Annotated in this window: 13 protein-coding genes; 5 read left to right on the forward strand and 8 right to left on the reverse strand. The window is 68.2% G+C overall.

Going from position 1 to position 14,329, the window contains the following annotated elements; genetic code table 11:
• Window positions 1-2: 2 nt before the first annotated feature.
• The 8 genes from VR894_RS04280 to VR894_RS04315 all read right to left on the reverse strand — a co-directional run bounded on the left by VR894_RS04280 (window position 3) and on the right by VR894_RS04315 (window position 8,783).
• Entirely contained in the window at window positions 3-680 is a 678-nt protein-coding gene (locus tag VR894_RS04280; RefSeq protein ID WP_324650105.1) for a GntR family transcriptional regulator, read from the reverse strand.
• Window positions 677-1,900, reverse strand: coding sequence for an MFS transporter (locus VR894_RS04285; RefSeq protein ID WP_324650106.1), 1,224 nt, complete (start codon window positions 1,898-1,900; stop codon window positions 677-679). The genes VR894_RS04280 and VR894_RS04285 overlap by 4 nt, the downstream gene beginning before the upstream one ends.
• A complete protein-coding gene (locus tag VR894_RS04290; protein ID WP_324650107.1) occupies window positions 1,897-3,165 on the reverse strand; it encodes an amidohydrolase in 1,269 nt (422 codons plus the stop codon). The genes VR894_RS04285 and VR894_RS04290 overlap by 4 nt, the downstream gene beginning before the upstream one ends.
• The gene (locus VR894_RS04295; protein WP_324650108.1) at window positions 3,162-4,226 is read right to left on the reverse strand and encodes an ABC transporter ATP-binding protein; all 1,065 of its coding nucleotides are present in this window, start codon (window positions 4,224-4,226) and stop codon (window positions 3,162-3,164) included. Before VR894_RS04295 ends, VR894_RS04290 begins: the two co-directional genes overlap by 4 nt.
• On the reverse strand, window positions 4,216-5,280 hold the full coding sequence (locus VR894_RS04300) for an ABC transporter ATP-binding protein (protein WP_324650109.1): 1,065 nt from the start codon (window positions 5,278-5,280) through the stop codon (window positions 4,216-4,218). The genes VR894_RS04295 and VR894_RS04300 overlap by 11 nt, the downstream gene beginning before the upstream one ends.
• Window positions 5,280-6,185 (reverse strand): ABC transporter permease, encoded by a 906-nt coding sequence (locus VR894_RS04305; RefSeq protein ID WP_324650110.1) that lies wholly within the window; start codon window positions 6,183-6,185, stop codon window positions 5,280-5,282. Before VR894_RS04305 ends, VR894_RS04300 begins: the two co-directional genes overlap by 1 nt.
• On the reverse strand, window positions 6,182-7,150 hold the full coding sequence (locus VR894_RS04310; RefSeq protein WP_324650111.1) for an ABC transporter permease: 969 nt from the start codon (window positions 7,148-7,150) through the stop codon (window positions 6,182-6,184). Before VR894_RS04310 ends, VR894_RS04305 begins: the two co-directional genes overlap by 4 nt.
• A gap of 82 nt (window positions 7,151-7,232) precedes the next feature.
• Window positions 7,233-8,783: an ABC transporter substrate-binding protein gene (locus tag VR894_RS04315; RefSeq protein ID WP_324650112.1), complete on the reverse strand. Its 1,551-nt coding sequence runs from the start codon at window positions 8,781-8,783 to the stop codon at window positions 7,233-7,235.
• 387 nt (window positions 8,784-9,170) lie between these two features.
• On the opposite strand from VR894_RS04315, the gene VR894_RS04320 reads away from it, so the two are divergent.
• The 5 genes from VR894_RS04320 to VR894_RS04340 all read left to right on the forward strand — a co-directional run bounded on the left by VR894_RS04320 (window position 9,171) and on the right by VR894_RS04340 (window position 14,328).
• Entirely contained in the window at window positions 9,171-10,565 is a 1,395-nt protein-coding gene (locus VR894_RS04320) for an MFS transporter (RefSeq protein WP_324650113.1), read from the forward strand.
• Between the two features lie 503 nt (window positions 10,566-11,068).
• Entirely contained in the window at window positions 11,069-12,055 is a 987-nt protein-coding gene (locus VR894_RS04325; protein ID WP_324650114.1) for a methionine ABC transporter ATP-binding protein, read from the forward strand.
• The gene (locus tag VR894_RS04330; protein ID WP_324650115.1) at window positions 12,052-12,753 is read left to right on the forward strand and encodes a methionine ABC transporter permease; all 702 of its coding nucleotides are present in this window, start codon (window positions 12,052-12,054) and stop codon (window positions 12,751-12,753) included. The genes VR894_RS04325 and VR894_RS04330 overlap by 4 nt, the downstream gene beginning before the upstream one ends.
• 11 nt (window positions 12,754-12,764) lie before the next feature.
• Entirely contained in the window at window positions 12,765-13,577 is an 813-nt protein-coding gene (locus VR894_RS04335; protein WP_324650116.1) for a MetQ/NlpA family ABC transporter substrate-binding protein, read from the forward strand.
• Between the two features lie 178 nt (window positions 13,578-13,755).
• Complete coding sequence (locus VR894_RS04340; protein WP_324650117.1) at window positions 13,756-14,328, forward strand: DinB family protein; 573 nt, start codon at window positions 13,756-13,758, stop codon at window positions 14,326-14,328.
• Window position 14,329: the final 1 nt, after the last annotated feature.

Below are 14,329 nucleotides of genomic sequence, written 5' to 3' on the forward strand. Positions count from 1 at the left end.
CCTCAGCCCTCTTGAATCGTCAGGTCGGCCCCCGCGAGTTCGGGGAAGAGGCGTGCGTTCACCGAGTGGGCAAGGTCCTGGAAGTGGGTGTGGTGCAGCTCGGTGACACGATCGACGTCGCCGGTGCGCATCGCCTTGACCATCTGTTGGTGCTCGACGTGGATGAACTCCCTGCGGTTGGGGACGTCGAGGACTCCGCCGCAGGCGATGAGGATCAGACCTCGCAGGTTGTCGGCGAACTGGATGAGGCGAGGATTGCCCGTCTCGTCCCACAGGAGGCGGTGGAAGTCCATCTCCCATCGCCCAGGATGTGGTTGATCACTGAGCGCGTCGTCGACGTAGCGTTCAAGCCGATCGAGGGACGACGCCCGGTGACGGCTCTGGGCGATCTTCCGTGCGGCGAAAATGTCCATCAGCTGCAGCAGTTCGAAGGCATGGGCGACGTCGGCCGGCTCGGCACGCGGCACCGAGTAGCCACGATGGGCGGAGCTGACGATGAGCCCCTCGCGCTCGAGCCCCGCCAGTGCTGACTTGATCGGTGTGGGCGACAGCCCGAGGCGCTCGGCGAGGATCCGGACGGTCAGCTTCGTGCCTTGCGGGATCTCTCCGGCCAGGATCATCTGCCGGAGCGAGAGGTAGGCCTGCTGGGAGTAGGTGCGCAGTTTGATCTGAGGTGTCATGTCGAGGCCTCCAGATGCGGGTCGCGCCCGCGCGTGGCAGTCGCATCGTCGGCGACCGGGGCGAGCGCCCGGTCTCGCCCGGCAGCCGATCCCACTCCGACCTCGACCACGCACAGGGCGCACATGATCAGCAAGGGTGTCGTCCAACTGCCCGACACGTCGAAGAGTAGGCCCGCGAGGGGCGGGCCGGCTGCCGCGAGGATGTAGCCCACACTCTGGGACATTCCCGAGAGACTGCTCGCGGTTCTGGCATCCGGTGACCGCAACCCGATAAGCAGGAGCGCGCACACCAGTGCACCACCCTGACCGACCCCCAGGATGATCCCAAAGCTGAAGGGCGCCACCGTGGGGGCGGTGACGAAGCCGAGGAAGGCCACGAGGGTGAGCAGCGCGAATCCGCTCGATACCGCTCGGAGGTCACTGCGCCCCCTGAGCAGGATGGGGGTCGCGATGCAGCCGATCAGCTGGCCCACCTGGGCGACGGCGAGTACGGCGCCGGCGCCGGCGGCCGTCATTCCCGCATCGGTGTAGATCGTCGGGAGCCACGCCAGCACGACGTAGTAGAGCACGGATTGCAGCGCCATGAACGCCGTCACTTGCCAGGCCAGCGCACTGCGCCAGAGGCGTCCGCCGAGCGTCATCGGGCGGGGAGCCGCAGGACCTCGTCCCCTGCCGTGGTAACCCACCCAGACCACCAGTGCGACGAGGGCCGGGAGTCCGGTGATGAGTGCCGCGCCGCGCCAGCTGCCCAAACCTTCGGCCAGTGGTACCGCGCTCGAGGCCGCCGCCGCGGACCCGACATTCAACGCCGAGGTGTAGACCGCGGTCGCCACCGCCATCCGGTGAGGGTGGTCGCGTTTGATGATGGCCGGCAGGACGACATTCATGAGGCCGATGCCAGCCCCGATGAGCACCATGCCCGCGAAGGTCCACACGAACCGCATGCCTGTGCCAGCACAGATGGTTACCAACCCGGCCGCAAGCACGTGGTCGGGCCCGAACCGGGTGACGAGCACCGGCGTCACCGGCGCCATGACACCGAACATGATCACCGCCGCACCGGTGGCCAGCCCGAGGGTGGAACTCGACAGGCTGAGCTCCTCCTGAATGAACGGGACGAGTGGGGTGAAGCCCGCGAGCGACAGGCGCAGGTTCAGTCCGACGAGAAGCAGGAGCAGAAGCGATCCGAGGAGCTTCCTCGTCGTCAGGGGCTGGGTCACTCCGACGCCTGATCGTCAGCGGACCGGATGATGTCATCGAGCCATCGCACGGCAGGCTCAAGGCTTGCCTCATCGATGTCGAACAGTGGATGGTGGTGCGGGTAGCGGTTGGCACCGCCGACCATCACGTAGGTTGCGAGACCGCCCGCGCGCTGCACCTCTCGGGCGAAGATGGTGGCGTCGTCGCTGGCGGCCATGAGCGCGGTGCGCTGAGCTCCGGCCTCGCCGAAGAGTCGGCGAGCCGCGGACACGACCTCGTCGACGAGTTCATCGTCAGACTCCAGGGTGGTCGACTCCGCGGTGATCTCAAGGTCGGCGGCGACGCCCCACGTCTGGGCCGCTCCGGCCACGATGCTGCGGACACGCGCCAGGAGGTCCTCACAGGTGTCGCCGGAGTCGGATCGCACCTCTCCGGTGATGACGCAGCTCGCCGGCACGATGTTGGTGGCCGTTCCTCCGTGGACCGTACCAATGTTGGCGTTGGTGGTGGCCTTGCTGGACCTGGGCAGGGCCAGAACGTGCAGGATCGTCGTCGCAGCGGCGGCGAGGGCGTTGCGACCTTCCTGCGGAGCACCTGCGGCATGCGCCTCGACCCCGGCGAACGTCACCCGGTACTTGACCGTCGCCTGCACGCCTACGCCGGTCCCCACGGCCAGGCCCGCCGGCAGGGAGTGCCCCAGGTGCAGCGCCAGGAACCGGTCCACGCCGTCGAGTGCGCCCGCACGAATCATCGCGGCTGCGCCGCGCGCGCCCTCCTCCGCCGGCTGGAAGAGGATCCGCACGTTGCCGGGGAAGTTGCCGTCGCTCAGCAGTCGCGCGAGCACGATACCGATGGCTGTATGGCCGTCGTGTCCGCAGGCGTGCATCGCTGCGGTGCGCGAAGCGAAGCCCTCCCGGGCGGGGAGGTGGTCGTCGGAGTTCGACTCCTGGATCGGGAGTCCGTCCATGTCGAATCTCAGCGCCCACGTGGGGCCGGGGCGGTTGCCCGGTATGTCGACGATGACTGCCGTTCCGTCGGCGGCCGTGGCGGTCGCCGTGGCACTGTCGAACCCGGCGGCGATGGCGCGCTCAGCTGCCTCCTGCAACTGCGCGGCGGTGGGGTAGTCCACGACGCTCGTTCGGTCCATCGCGTCACGGCCGACGCGCGTTCGGACTGGCAGGTCGGCCAGCTCGCGCAGCACCAATGAAGCTGTGGCCACCTCCAGGAACGGCAGTTCCGCGTGCCGGTGGATCTCCCGACGCAACCGGACCAGTTCGTTCTTCACGGTGTGCTGCTCACTCCCTTGTCCGCGCGCGTGGTCTCGGCCGCGGTGGACGAGTCCCACGGTCCCAGCCCGGCCCGCACGTCCGTGGCGAAGTGGCAGGCGGAGCTCGATCCGTCGTCGAACTGCACGGCCGGAGGGACCGTCGTCGCGCACAGGTCGGTGGCCAGGGGGCACCGGGTGTGGAATCGACACCCCGACGGGGGATCGATCGGGGAGGGGATCTCGCCGGTCACGTGCGGTTTGATCAGGGTGCGGGCGGAGGGGTCCGGCCGGGGCGCTGCCGCGAGAAGGCTGCGGGTGTAGGGGTGCGCGGGGCGTTTCATCACGACCGATGCGGGTCCGGCTTCGACGATCTCGCCGAGATACATCACCACGACGCGGTCGGCGATGGCGCGGACGACTCCGAGGTCATGGGATATGAACAGGTAGGAGAGCTGCCGGGAGTGCTGGATCTCTTTCATCACCTTGAGCACCTGGGCTCGCACTGACACGTCGAGTGCCGACACGGCCTCATCAGCGATGATGAACCGCGGCTCCGAGGCCAGCGCACGGGCGATGGACACGCGCTGACGCTGACCGCCGGAAAGTTCGAGGGGGCTGCGATGCATGAATGTTCCCGGGGGTAGCCCGACGGTCTCCAGGAGCTCCCCGACCCGTCCCTGCACGGCCCGGCGGTCCAGACCGAGGTTGTACCGCAACGGCATCGCCACCGAGTCGCCGATGCTTCGGCGAGGGTTCAGCGACGAGCCGGTGTCCTGGAAGACCACCTGGACCTCGCGGCGGAATCGCCGCCACTGCGCCCTGTCGAGGGACCCGACGTCCTGGCCCCCGTACACGATCCGCCCCGTCGTGGGCTCGTCCAGCCCCAGCATCATGCGGCCCAGGGTCGACTTACCCGACCCCGACTCCCCGACCAGGGCGACCGTCTCGGCCGGTCCGATGCTGAGGGAGACGCCGTTGACCGCGGTCAGCAGTGCCCTGCGTCGGCCCTTGGCGTTGACCTTGAACGTGCGGAACACGTCCTCGGCCGCGAGCTGTGTGCCGGTCTCGTTACCGCTCATCGTTCGCCTCCACTTCTTCCGCGGCATCCTCGATCGGCAGCAGGTCCTCTTCGGGCAGTCGCCATGTCTCGGGCAGGCGGGGGTCGTCGTACCGCCAGCAGGCACTGAACCCCGTGGCGAGCGGCATTTCCGGGGGTTGCTGCTCACGGCACTGTGCGACCGCGAGCGGGCACCTCGGGTGGAACCGGCAGCCCTCGGGCATCGCCCGCGGGTCGGGCACCCTCCCAGGGATCGCGAAAAGCTCTTGCTCCTCCAGCTCGGGGGAGAGGGTGCCTGCGAGCAGACCGAGGGTGTACGGGTGCCGGGGGTCGTCGAAGATTTCCTGAACATCCCGCGCCTCGACGACTCTGCCGGCGTACATGACATAGACGCGATCGCACATCTGGGCCACGACGCCAAGGTCGTGGGTGATCATGAGGATGCTCAGTCCGAGTCGGTCGCGCAGGTCACGCAGCAGCACGAGGATCTCGGCCTGGACCGTGACGTCGAGCGCGGTGGACGGCTCGTCGGCGATGAGGAGGTCCGGTTCACCGGCGAGCGCGGCGGCGATGAGCACGCGTTGCCGCTGCCCGCCGGAGAGCTCGTGCGGGTAGCGTGTGGCGAGCTGAGCCGCATCCGGTAGCCCCATGAGGCCCAGCAGCTCCACGATGCGGGCCTGGTGATCGCCCCGGTACCCGTGCATCTGGAGTGCCTCGCCCACCTGACGCCCGACCGTCATCAGGGGGTCGAGGTAGGTTGAGGGGTCCTGAAAGACCATGCCGATACGAGCTCCGCGGACCTTGCGGAACTGACGGTCGCTGAGGTCGGTGAGGTCACCGGTGCCGTCCAGGAGCACCTCACCGCCGGAGATGTAGGCCGCAGTCGTGGGGAATAGGCGGCCGATGGCCGCTGCGGTCATCGACTTGCCGCATCCGGACTCGCCGACGAGCCCGATGATCTCGCCCTCGCCGATCTTCAGTGAGACGCGGTCTACCAGGGTGATGGGGCCACGACGAGATCTGACCGCGACGGACAGGTCACGCAGCTCGAGCAAGTTGACACCGTTCTCGCTCATCAGCCCTTGTCCTTCAGTCGTGGGTTGAGCGCATCGTTGAGTCCGTCACCGAGCACGTTGAAGGCGAGCACCACCAGCGCGATCGCCACACCCGGAAAGACGGCCATCCACCATGCGGATCGCAGGTACTGCTGGGCCTGTTGGAGCATGCCGCCCCACGAGACGACGTTCGGGTCACCGAGACCGAAGAAGCTCAGCGACGCCTCGGTGAGGATCGCGGTCGCGACGTCCAACGACGCGACGACCACCACCGGGGCCAGGACGTTGGGCAGAATCTCTCTGGCGATGATGCGCCAGGCGGGGACTCCACTCACGCGTGCGGCGTCGACGAAGGCGGCCGACCGTAAGGTCCGGAAACCCGACCGCACGACGCGCGCGGTCTGGGGCCAGGAGAGGATCGCGATGACGATGATGAGCTTGGTCAGTCCGCTGCCGAAGAGCGCCACGATGATCAGGGCGAGCACCAGCCGCGGCAGGGTCTGGAAGAACTCCGTCACCCGCATGAGGACGTTGTCCACCCACGACCCGTAGTAGCCGGCGACCGCGCCGATGACGACGCCGATCAGCGTTGCCGCAGCAGCCACGACGAACCCGACCAGCAGCGACACCCTCGCCCCGTGGATCACCTGCGAGAGCATGTCCCGGCCCAAGTGGTCGGTACCCAGGGGGTGATCCGGCGAGAAGGGGGGCAGCTGAGCAGGTCCGACACCGCTCATCGGGTCGTAGGGCGAGATCCACGTGGCCAGCGTCGCAACAATGATCGTCCCCACGACGAAGGCGAGGCAGATCACTGCCGCCTTGTTCCGCGAGAACCGGTACCAGAACTCGCCGAAGGGGTTCTCGCGCTTGGCCATCCCCGCCGTGTCGGCGCTCGAGTGGGCCTCGTACAGGGTCGGCGCGCTCATGTTCTCTCCAGCCGCGGGTCGAGGAGGGCGTGCACGATGTCGGTGAGGACATTCGCGATCACGACGGTCACGGAGATCACGAGGAGGATCGCCGTCATGACCGGATAGTCGCGGGCCGTGATGGACTCGTACAGCAGCCGCCCGATCCCGGGCCAGCCGAAGACGGTCTCCACCATGACCGAACCCGCGAGGATGAAGCCGAAGTTGTAGCCGATCACCGTGACTACCGGAGGCGCGGCGTTCTTCAGCGTGTGCCAGCGCAGGATGAGGGATTCGGACAGTCCGCGGGAACGAGCGGCCGTCACGAAGTCAGCACTGTTCACCTCGAGCAGGCTCGAACGGGTCATGCGGGCGATGAGGGCGACGTACCGGAACGAGAGTGCGATCGCCGGGAGCGCCAGGTAGTCGAGGTTCCACGGGACACCGCCGTCCCCACGGACCGGCGCGTCCCCGCCCAGGGGCAGCCAGCCGAGGGTGACCGCGAATAGCAGGATGAGGATCTGCCCCAGCCAGAACTCCGGCACCGAGAAACCCAGCAGCGTGGTCACCTGCGCCGACGTGTCGGGAGCACGGCCCCGGTAGTGCGCGGCGACTACACCGAGGATGACGCCGACGATCATGGCGAGGAGCATCGCGCTGAGCGTGAGCTTCAGCGTCGCCGGCGCCCGCTCGAGGAGCAGGGTGAGTACATCCTGACGCTTGGAGAAGGACATCCCGAGGTTGCCCTGGAGGACCTGGCTCAGGTAGGTCACCAGCTGCTCGAAGACCGATTTGTCCAACCCGTACTCGGCTCGGATCCGCTCGAGGTACTCCTCGGGCACGGGGAAGTCACCGACGAGGACGGTCGCCGGGTCACCCGGTGCGAGCTGGATGAGGAGGAAGTTGATGATGATGACGCCGAGCACGAGCGGGATTGCGTACAGCAACCTCTTCGCGGTGAAGAGTGGGATCCACCCAAGGCGCATGTGAAAACCTCTCGAAAAGTCAGCTGGGCGCAGCGGCGGGTTGGCCGGCTGGTGAACCGAGCCGGCCAACCCGCCGGCCGGACTAGTCGGTTACGGACACCTCACCCCAGCGGTCCACGGGGTTGACGCCGGCGAACAGCCCTTCCAACCGCGTGCTCATGGCATCGGCCTGCAGCTCGTCGTAGAGGATGAGCGTGGGGACGTCCTCGTTGAGGATGGCTTGCGCCTGCTTGTAGAACTCACCGCGTTCCTCAAGGTCGCTCACGGTCTCGGCCTGCGCGAGGAGCTCGTCGACCTCGGCGTTCGAGTAGCCCGTGGCGTTGACGTTCGGGTCGTTCGTGTCGTTCGTCCGGTAGATCCGGTGATAGCCGATCGCCGGGTCACCACTTGACGTGAACGACTGCAACGCCATGTCGAAGTCACGCTGGGCGTAGACGACGTCCCGGTACACCGACGTCTCGAACGGTTCGATGATCACCTCGATGCCCAGGGCACTCAGGTCGTCCCGGATGATCTGTGACGCGGCCTGGAACTGCGGCTTAGCGGCGTCGTAGGTGAGGCGGAACGTCGTGCCCTCGGGGACGCCGGCCGCGTCAAGCCGCTCCTTCGCCGCAGTCGGGTCCAGGGGGTAGAGGGAGTCGTAGGAGACATCCTCGTTGACCAGCCACGGGAAGCCTTCGCCGAAGGAGCCCACGGCCGGCAGGCCGAGTCCCGACATCGCTTGTTCGACGATGCGGGGCCGGTCGATCGCCTGCGCGATCGCCTGGCGGACCTCGACGTTCCCGAGGTACTCGTTCTCATGGTTGAACTGCACGAAGTGCAACGAAGGAATCGTGGTCTGCCGGCGGACCTCGACGCTGTCGAGGGAATCGAGACGTTCGACGTCCGCGCGGGGCAGGTAGAAGGCTCCGACGAAGTCGTACTCACCGGTCTCGAGTCCTGCAGAACGGTTCGCCGCGTCCGGGACGATCTGGTAGATCAGCTCTGACAGCTGGGGCTTGCCGTCGTCCCAGTAGTCCTCGTTCGCCACCAGTGTCAGAGAGCGCCCCGGGTCCCAGCTGGAGAACTGGAACGGCCCGGTCCCGACGGGCTCGCGGTTCGCGTCATGGTTCGCCAGGTCCCCGCCCTCGAAGACGTGCTTCGGCAGGATCGGCAGGTCGAAGACCTTGAGCTGCTGGAGGAGCGGCGCGTAGGGCTCGTTGAGCGTGATGACGACCTCGTCGTCCGCCGGTGCCTCCACCGACGCGATCTGCTCGATGACACCCTGAGCGCGGGAGTTGTTCGGCATGCCCTCCTCGATAGTCCACTTGACGTCCGCGGAGGTGAACGGCTCACCGTCATGCCAGGTCACGTCGTCACGCAAGGTGAAGGTGTAGACGAGCTCGTCATCGGAGACCTGCCAGTCCTCGGCGAGCAGTGGCTGTGGCTGGCCGTCGGGGTCGATCCAGATCAGTGCCTCGAAGATCTTCGCCGAAACGTCGAGCGTCTGGTTCGACGTCGTCATGCCCGGGTTGAGCGTCTCCGGGTCGGCGTCGGTGACGATGACGGCTACGCCATCACCTCCCGCCCCCTCCGCCTCGGGATCCGTCTCGCCTTCGGTGTCGCCGTCGGAGCTACACGCTGCGAGGGCCATTGCGGCCACCGCGGCGACTCCCACCAGTCGTCCGCGACGACGGCCCCCACGCCATCCGGCGCGGATTATTGACTTCGGCACAATCGCTCCTTAGTGATTGGGATCGAGACGACTCCTATGACGTCCCTCGCCTCGGCCGCCCTGCCGCCGGCAGCTACCCCGCGGGCGCACACCGCTGACACTCACGACCGTTCGGTTCTCAGTACCCGACGACTCGGGCAGGGGCCCACGTCCTCGTGTGCTGCAGTCGGCCGCCGTGTCGGAGCGCTCCGACCGCGCCGGCCAACTAGATCTTAAATTCAATTTGGATAGTGTGCAAGGTCACTGCGACGTCCACGGGCGAAGGAGCTCTGCGGTGCGCGCGAATCGACCGAGAGTGAGGACCAGATGGGCAGCGAAGGGCGGCGGTGGGTCTCGCTGGCCGTCTGCCTCACGGCTAGCTTCATGTCGCTCCTCGACGCCAACATCGTCAATGTCGCGCTGCCATCTATCGAAACCGGGCTCGGAGCCACGCAGGCGCACCTGCAGTGGATAGTCGCCGGCTACTCCCTCGCACTGGGCCTCGTCCTGATACCGAGCGGGCGCATCGGCGACATCTATGGGCGCCGGACCATGTTCATCGTCGGGGTGGGCATTTTCACCGCCGGGAGCATCCTGGCCGGCTTCGCGACCAGTGCCGGGGCTCTCGTGCTGGCACGCCTCTTCCAGGGGGTCGGGGGCGGCGTGCTCAATCCGCAGGTCTCAGGCATCATCCAGGACCTGTTCCGCGGTCGTGCCCGCGGTCGTGCCTTTGGGCTTCTCGGCACGGTGATCGCGGTCTCGAGCGCTATCGGGCCACTCGTCGGCGGCCTCATCCTGCAGGCGGCACCCGGCCCTCAGGGGTGGCGATGGGTCTTCTTCGTCAACGCGCCCATCGGTATCACCGCCATGCTCCTGGCGATCCGCCTGCTCCCCGAAGGGCGTCGTCGGCGCAACGCCGACCGGGGGCAGGACCCGTGGGGGATCCTCCTGCTCGGTCTGGCGACGTTGGCCATGCTCTTCCCGCTCGTCCAGCTGCGGCAGCTCGCGACCCCCGTACTCACCCTTCTGTTCGTCCTCGGCGCCATGTTCGCGGCGGCGTTCTTGTTGTGGGAACAGCGTCTTGCCCGTCGTGGTGGTCCAGTGCTGCTGGACCTCGCGCTCTTCCGCCTCCCCGGTTACGGCGTCGGCGTTCTGTTGGCGTTCCTGTTCTTCGTGGGGTCAACCGGCTTCATCTTCACCCTGACGCTCTACCTGCAGAACGGGTTGGGCCACTCCCCACTCGTCGCCGGCGTCATTCTCAGCCCGCTGGCGATCGGCGCGGCCGTCGCCTCGCCCATCGGTGGCACCGCGGTGCACCGCTTCGGCAACCGTGTAGTCCTCACAGGATTTGCTGCCATCCTGCTCGGCTTGGCGGGGATCGCCTCGCTCCTGACGGCGGACATCACAGCCGCCGGGGAGTGGCGTCTCGCTCTCTTCCTCCTGATCGTGGGGGTCGGGAACGGCTTGGTGGTCTCTCCCAACCAGGTCCAGACCCTGTCGAACGTCCCGGGATGGCGAGCGGGGATCGGCGGGGCCGTCATCACCACGGGCCAACGGGTGGGGGCCGCCCTGGGCGTGGCCATCACGGGCAGTGTCTACTTCACCATGCTCAGCACTGGCGCGGGGCAGGGTAGGGCCGTTCTGGTCGGCATGAGCACGACGCTGATCGCTGCGAGCCTCGCGCTGACGATTGGCACCATCACTGCGCGGCGGCGGCCTTGAGGGGTCTACCCCTTACCTCGCTCCGCGATCCTCGCCGACGGCAGCGCTCGGCCGGAAGCAGAGCCGCGAGGTCGTCGAGCTCCGGACCGCTCCCGCCCCACGAGCGGGGGAGCGCCGTCGTGCCGGTCCCACGCCCACGACGTGCTGACCCACTGCGACCGGGCGGTGGAGATGGTCGATAGCCGGCTCTCCGCGGCGTAGCGACCTCGGCGCTGGGCTCCCGGTTCTCCTCCGAGACCCTCGGTCCAACAGTGCTGAGTGAGGAGAACCGGGGAGGTCATGGAGCACGATCGGGGAGGAGAGCTCGCCGGGCTCGGCGCTGAGGCCCCTTTTTTCCACGGCCCAGCCGAGGGCGGGACAATGGCCTGCACCTCCGGATGTCCGCATCACGAGACGGGCGTCTCTCTGACTGGACGGGACCGCCTCGCGCCCGGACCCTTGTCAGTGGTCCACCGCGAGCACACCCCGCGAGCCGTGCGCCGCCACCAGACCCAGGAGGCCCGTTGATCGACCTTGAGGACGTGTCGAAGACCTTCCGCACCTCACGCGGCGAGGTCCATGCGCTCGACCACGTGAACCTCCGCGTCGAGCCGGGGGAGATCTTCGGGATCGTGGGCCAGTCGGGCGCGGGCAAGTCGACGCTCATCCGGACCGTCAACGCCCTGGAGAAGCCGGACTCCGGCACGGTGACGGTCGACGGCCGCACCATCTCCGAGCTGCGCGGCCGGGAGCTGCGCGAGGCCCGCCGTCGGGCCGGGATGATCTTCCAGCACTTCAACCTCCTCAGCTCGCGCACCGCTCAGGGCAACGTCGAGCTCGCCCTGGAGATCACCGGCGCGGGCCGCGCCGCCCGCCGTCAGCGCGCGCAGGAGATCCTCGACCTCGTGGGCCTCGCCGACCGCGCCGGCGCCTACCCGGCCCAGCTCTCCGGCGGGCAGAAGCAGCGCGTCGGCATCGCGCGCGCCCTCGCCGACAGCCCCGGCGTCCTGCTCTCCGACGAGGCCACCTCGGCGCTCGACCCCGAGACCACCCGCTCGGTCCTCGACCTCATCCGCAGGCTCAGTCGCGAGCTGGGCCTCACGGTCCTGCTCATCACCCACGAGATGGACGTCATCAAGCGCATCTGCGACTCCGCCGCCCTCATGGAGAACGGCCGGATCCTTGAGCGCGGCGAGATGGAGGAGCTGCTCACCACCCCGCGCTCGCGGCTGGCCGCCGAGCTGTTCCAGCTGGGGGAGCTGCCGCCCGAGCGGGGCACCCGCATCGTCGACATCACCTTTACCAAGCAGACGTCCTCCGAGCCCGTCATCGCCCGCCTCTCCCGTGAGCACGGCCTGGACGTCGCCATCCTCGGTGCCGCGATCGAGACGATCCATGACGGCACCCAGACCGGCCGCACGCGCCTGGAGATCCCGGGCACGGGCGAGCAGGTCGAGACGGCCCTCGGCTACCTGCGCTCGCAGGGGCTCTTCGTGGAGGTGGTCCGGTGATCGACCGCAACGACCCGGACTTCTGGTCCGACCTCATCGCCATCGTCACCGAGGCGACGTGGGAGACGCTCTACATGGTCTTCGCGTCGCTCGCGATCGTCGTCGTCGTCGGCATCGCCATCGGGCTGCTGCTCGTGACGACGGAGGCGGGCGGCCTGTACGCCAAGCCGTTCGGCTCGCGGGCGCTGGGCAGGGTGCTCAACCGGGTGCTGGACGTCGTCGTCAACATCGGGCGCTCGATCCCGTTCATCATCCTCATGTTCCTGCTCATCCCGTTCACCCGTTTCGTCGTCGGGTCCTTCATCGGCCCGACGGCGTCGATCGTGCCGCTGACGATCGCCGGCATCCCGTTCTTCGCGCGCCTCGTCGAGATCGCCATCCGCGAGGTGCCGCGCGGGGTCGTCGACGCTGCCGTCTCCCTCGGGGCGACGAAGCGCACGATCATGTTCAAGGTGCTCCTCGCCGAGGCCGTGCCCGCGCTGACCCTGGGCCTGTCGACCACCGTCGTCGGCCTCATCGGCTACTCCGCGATGGTCGGCGCCGTCGGTGGCGGCGGGCTCGGCGACGTGGCCTTCCGCTACGGGTACCAGCGCTACAGCCTCGAGTACATGCTCGTCGTCGTCGTGCTCCTCGTCCTCCTCGTCCAGATCCTCCAGTCCATCGGGAACCACGTCGCCCGACGCGCCTCCCACCGCTAGAAGGAAGTTCCATGCGCATCACCCGCACCCTGCCCATCGCCGTCGTCACGGCCCTCGCCCTCGCTGCCTGCGGCGGGGGAGGGGACGACGACGGCGCGACCTCCGGCGCCGACTCCGACACCATCCGCGTGGGAGCCCTGGCGGTCCCCGCGGGCGACATGCTCCGGTTCGTGTCCGAGGAGCTCGCCGCCGAGGAGGGGCTGACCGTCGAGTTCGTCGAGTTCAGCGACTACAACACGCCGAACCCCGCGCTCACCGACGGTGACATCGACGCCAACCTCTTCCAGAACACGACGTTCATGGAGACCTACAACGAGGCGAGCGGGGAGGACCTCATCTCCGTCGGCGAGGTCTACCTGCCGCGCATGGGCCTGTACTCCAACGACTACGCCTCGCTGGACGACCTGCCCGACGGCGCCTCGATCGCCATCCCGAACGACCCGACGAACGAGGGCAGGGCCCTCAAGCTGCTCGCCGCGCACGGCCTCATCGAGGTCACCGAGGAGCCGATCACCATCGGCGACATCACCGACAACCCGCGCGACATCGAGTTCGTCGAGATCGAGAACGCCACCCTCCCGCAGGCCGTCGACGACCAGGACGCCGCCATCGTCACCGCCGCGTTCGCGCTGCCCGCCGGGCTGAGCGAGGACAAGATGATCCTCGCCGAGGAGAGCGACAGCGAGTACTACAACGTGCTGTCCACCCGCGCCGAGCTGGCCGACGACCCGCGCGTCGCGACGCTCTACGAGCTCCTCACCTCCGACGAGATGGACCAGTTCATCGAGGAGGAGTACCAGGGCGTCATCATCCCCGTCGAGTGACCCGCAACAACTCCGCTCTCGGCGAGAAGGGGGGACGCGCGCGTCGCCCCTCCCTCTCCCGCCGAGAGCGGAGTTGTTGCGCGGCGCCGCCCGTTTATCCGTTGACGGGATGCCTACCTCCGGCGGGAGGATGACGACGACGTCGAGCCCGGCGTCGTGGTCCACCTCTGGAGAATTCATGACCGACCCGAAGGACACGCTCCACCTCTACCTCCGCGAGGCCCGCGAGGCCGTGCTGTGGAAGGTGCAGGGCCTGTCCGAGCGTGACCTGCGCTGGCCGCACACGCCCACCGGTACCAACCTCCTCGGCCTTGTCAAGCACCTCGCCGGGATCGAGTTCGACTACTTCGGGGAGACCTTCGGTCGGCCGCGTCCCGTCGACCTGCCGTGGATGGCGGAGGACGCCGAGGACAACGCGGACATGTGGGCGACCGAGGAGGAGTCCGCCGAGTCGATCATCGAGCTCTACCGCCAGGCCTGCGCGCACGCGGACGAGACGATCACCGCGCTCGACCTCGAGGCGCCGGGGCACGTGCCGTGGTGGGGCAACGGCGACGTGACGCTGCAGCGCATCCTCGTCCACGTCCTCGCGGAGACCTCCCGCCACGCGGGGCACGCCGACATCGTCCGCGAGCAGATCGACGGCGCGGCCGGGCTGCGGGTCGGCGCGACGAACCTGCCCGGCGGTGGCGAGCAGTGGTGGGCGGACTACGTCGCCAAGCTGCGCCGGGTGGCCGAGGCCGCGGGCTGAG

The sequence above is a fragment of the Georgenia sp. H159 genome (assembly GCF_035607575.1).
Taxonomy (GTDB): domain Bacteria; phylum Actinomycetota; class Actinomycetes; order Actinomycetales; family Actinomycetaceae; genus Oceanitalea.

What these genes read in the sequence shown, in the direction of transcription:
- VR894_RS04280 (WP_324650105.1), bottom strand. Translation starts at nt 680, where the DNA reads ATGACACCTCAGATCAAACTGCGCACCTACTCCCAGCAGGCCTACCTC.
- VR894_RS04295 (WP_324650108.1), bottom strand. Translation starts at nt 4,226, where the DNA reads ATGAGCGGTAACGAGACCGGCACACAGCTCGCGGCCGAGGACGTGTTC.
- VR894_RS04300 (WP_324650109.1), bottom strand. Translation starts at nt 5,280, where the DNA reads ATGAGCGAGAACGGTGTCAACTTGCTCGAGCTGCGTGACCTGTCCGTC.
- VR894_RS04305 (WP_324650110.1), bottom strand. Translation starts at nt 6,185, where the DNA reads ATGAGCGCGCCGACCCTGTACGAGGCCCACTCGAGCGCCGACACGGCG.
- VR894_RS04310 (WP_324650111.1), bottom strand. Translation starts at nt 7,150, where the DNA reads ATGCGCCTTGGGTGGATCCCACTCTTCACCGCGAAGAGGTTGCTGTAC.
- VR894_RS04315 (WP_324650112.1), bottom strand. Translation starts at nt 8,783, where the DNA reads ATGGCCCTCGCAGCGTGTAGCTCCGACGGCGACACCGAAGGCGAGACG.
- VR894_RS04320 (WP_324650113.1), top strand. Translation starts at nt 9,171, where the DNA reads ATGGGCAGCGAAGGGCGGCGGTGGGTCTCGCTGGCCGTCTGCCTCACG.
- VR894_RS04335 (WP_324650116.1), top strand. Translation starts at nt 12,765, where the DNA reads ATGCGCATCACCCGCACCCTGCCCATCGCCGTCGTCACGGCCCTCGCC.
- VR894_RS04340 (WP_324650117.1), top strand. Translation starts at nt 13,756, where the DNA reads ATGACCGACCCGAAGGACACGCTCCACCTCTACCTCCGCGAGGCCCGC.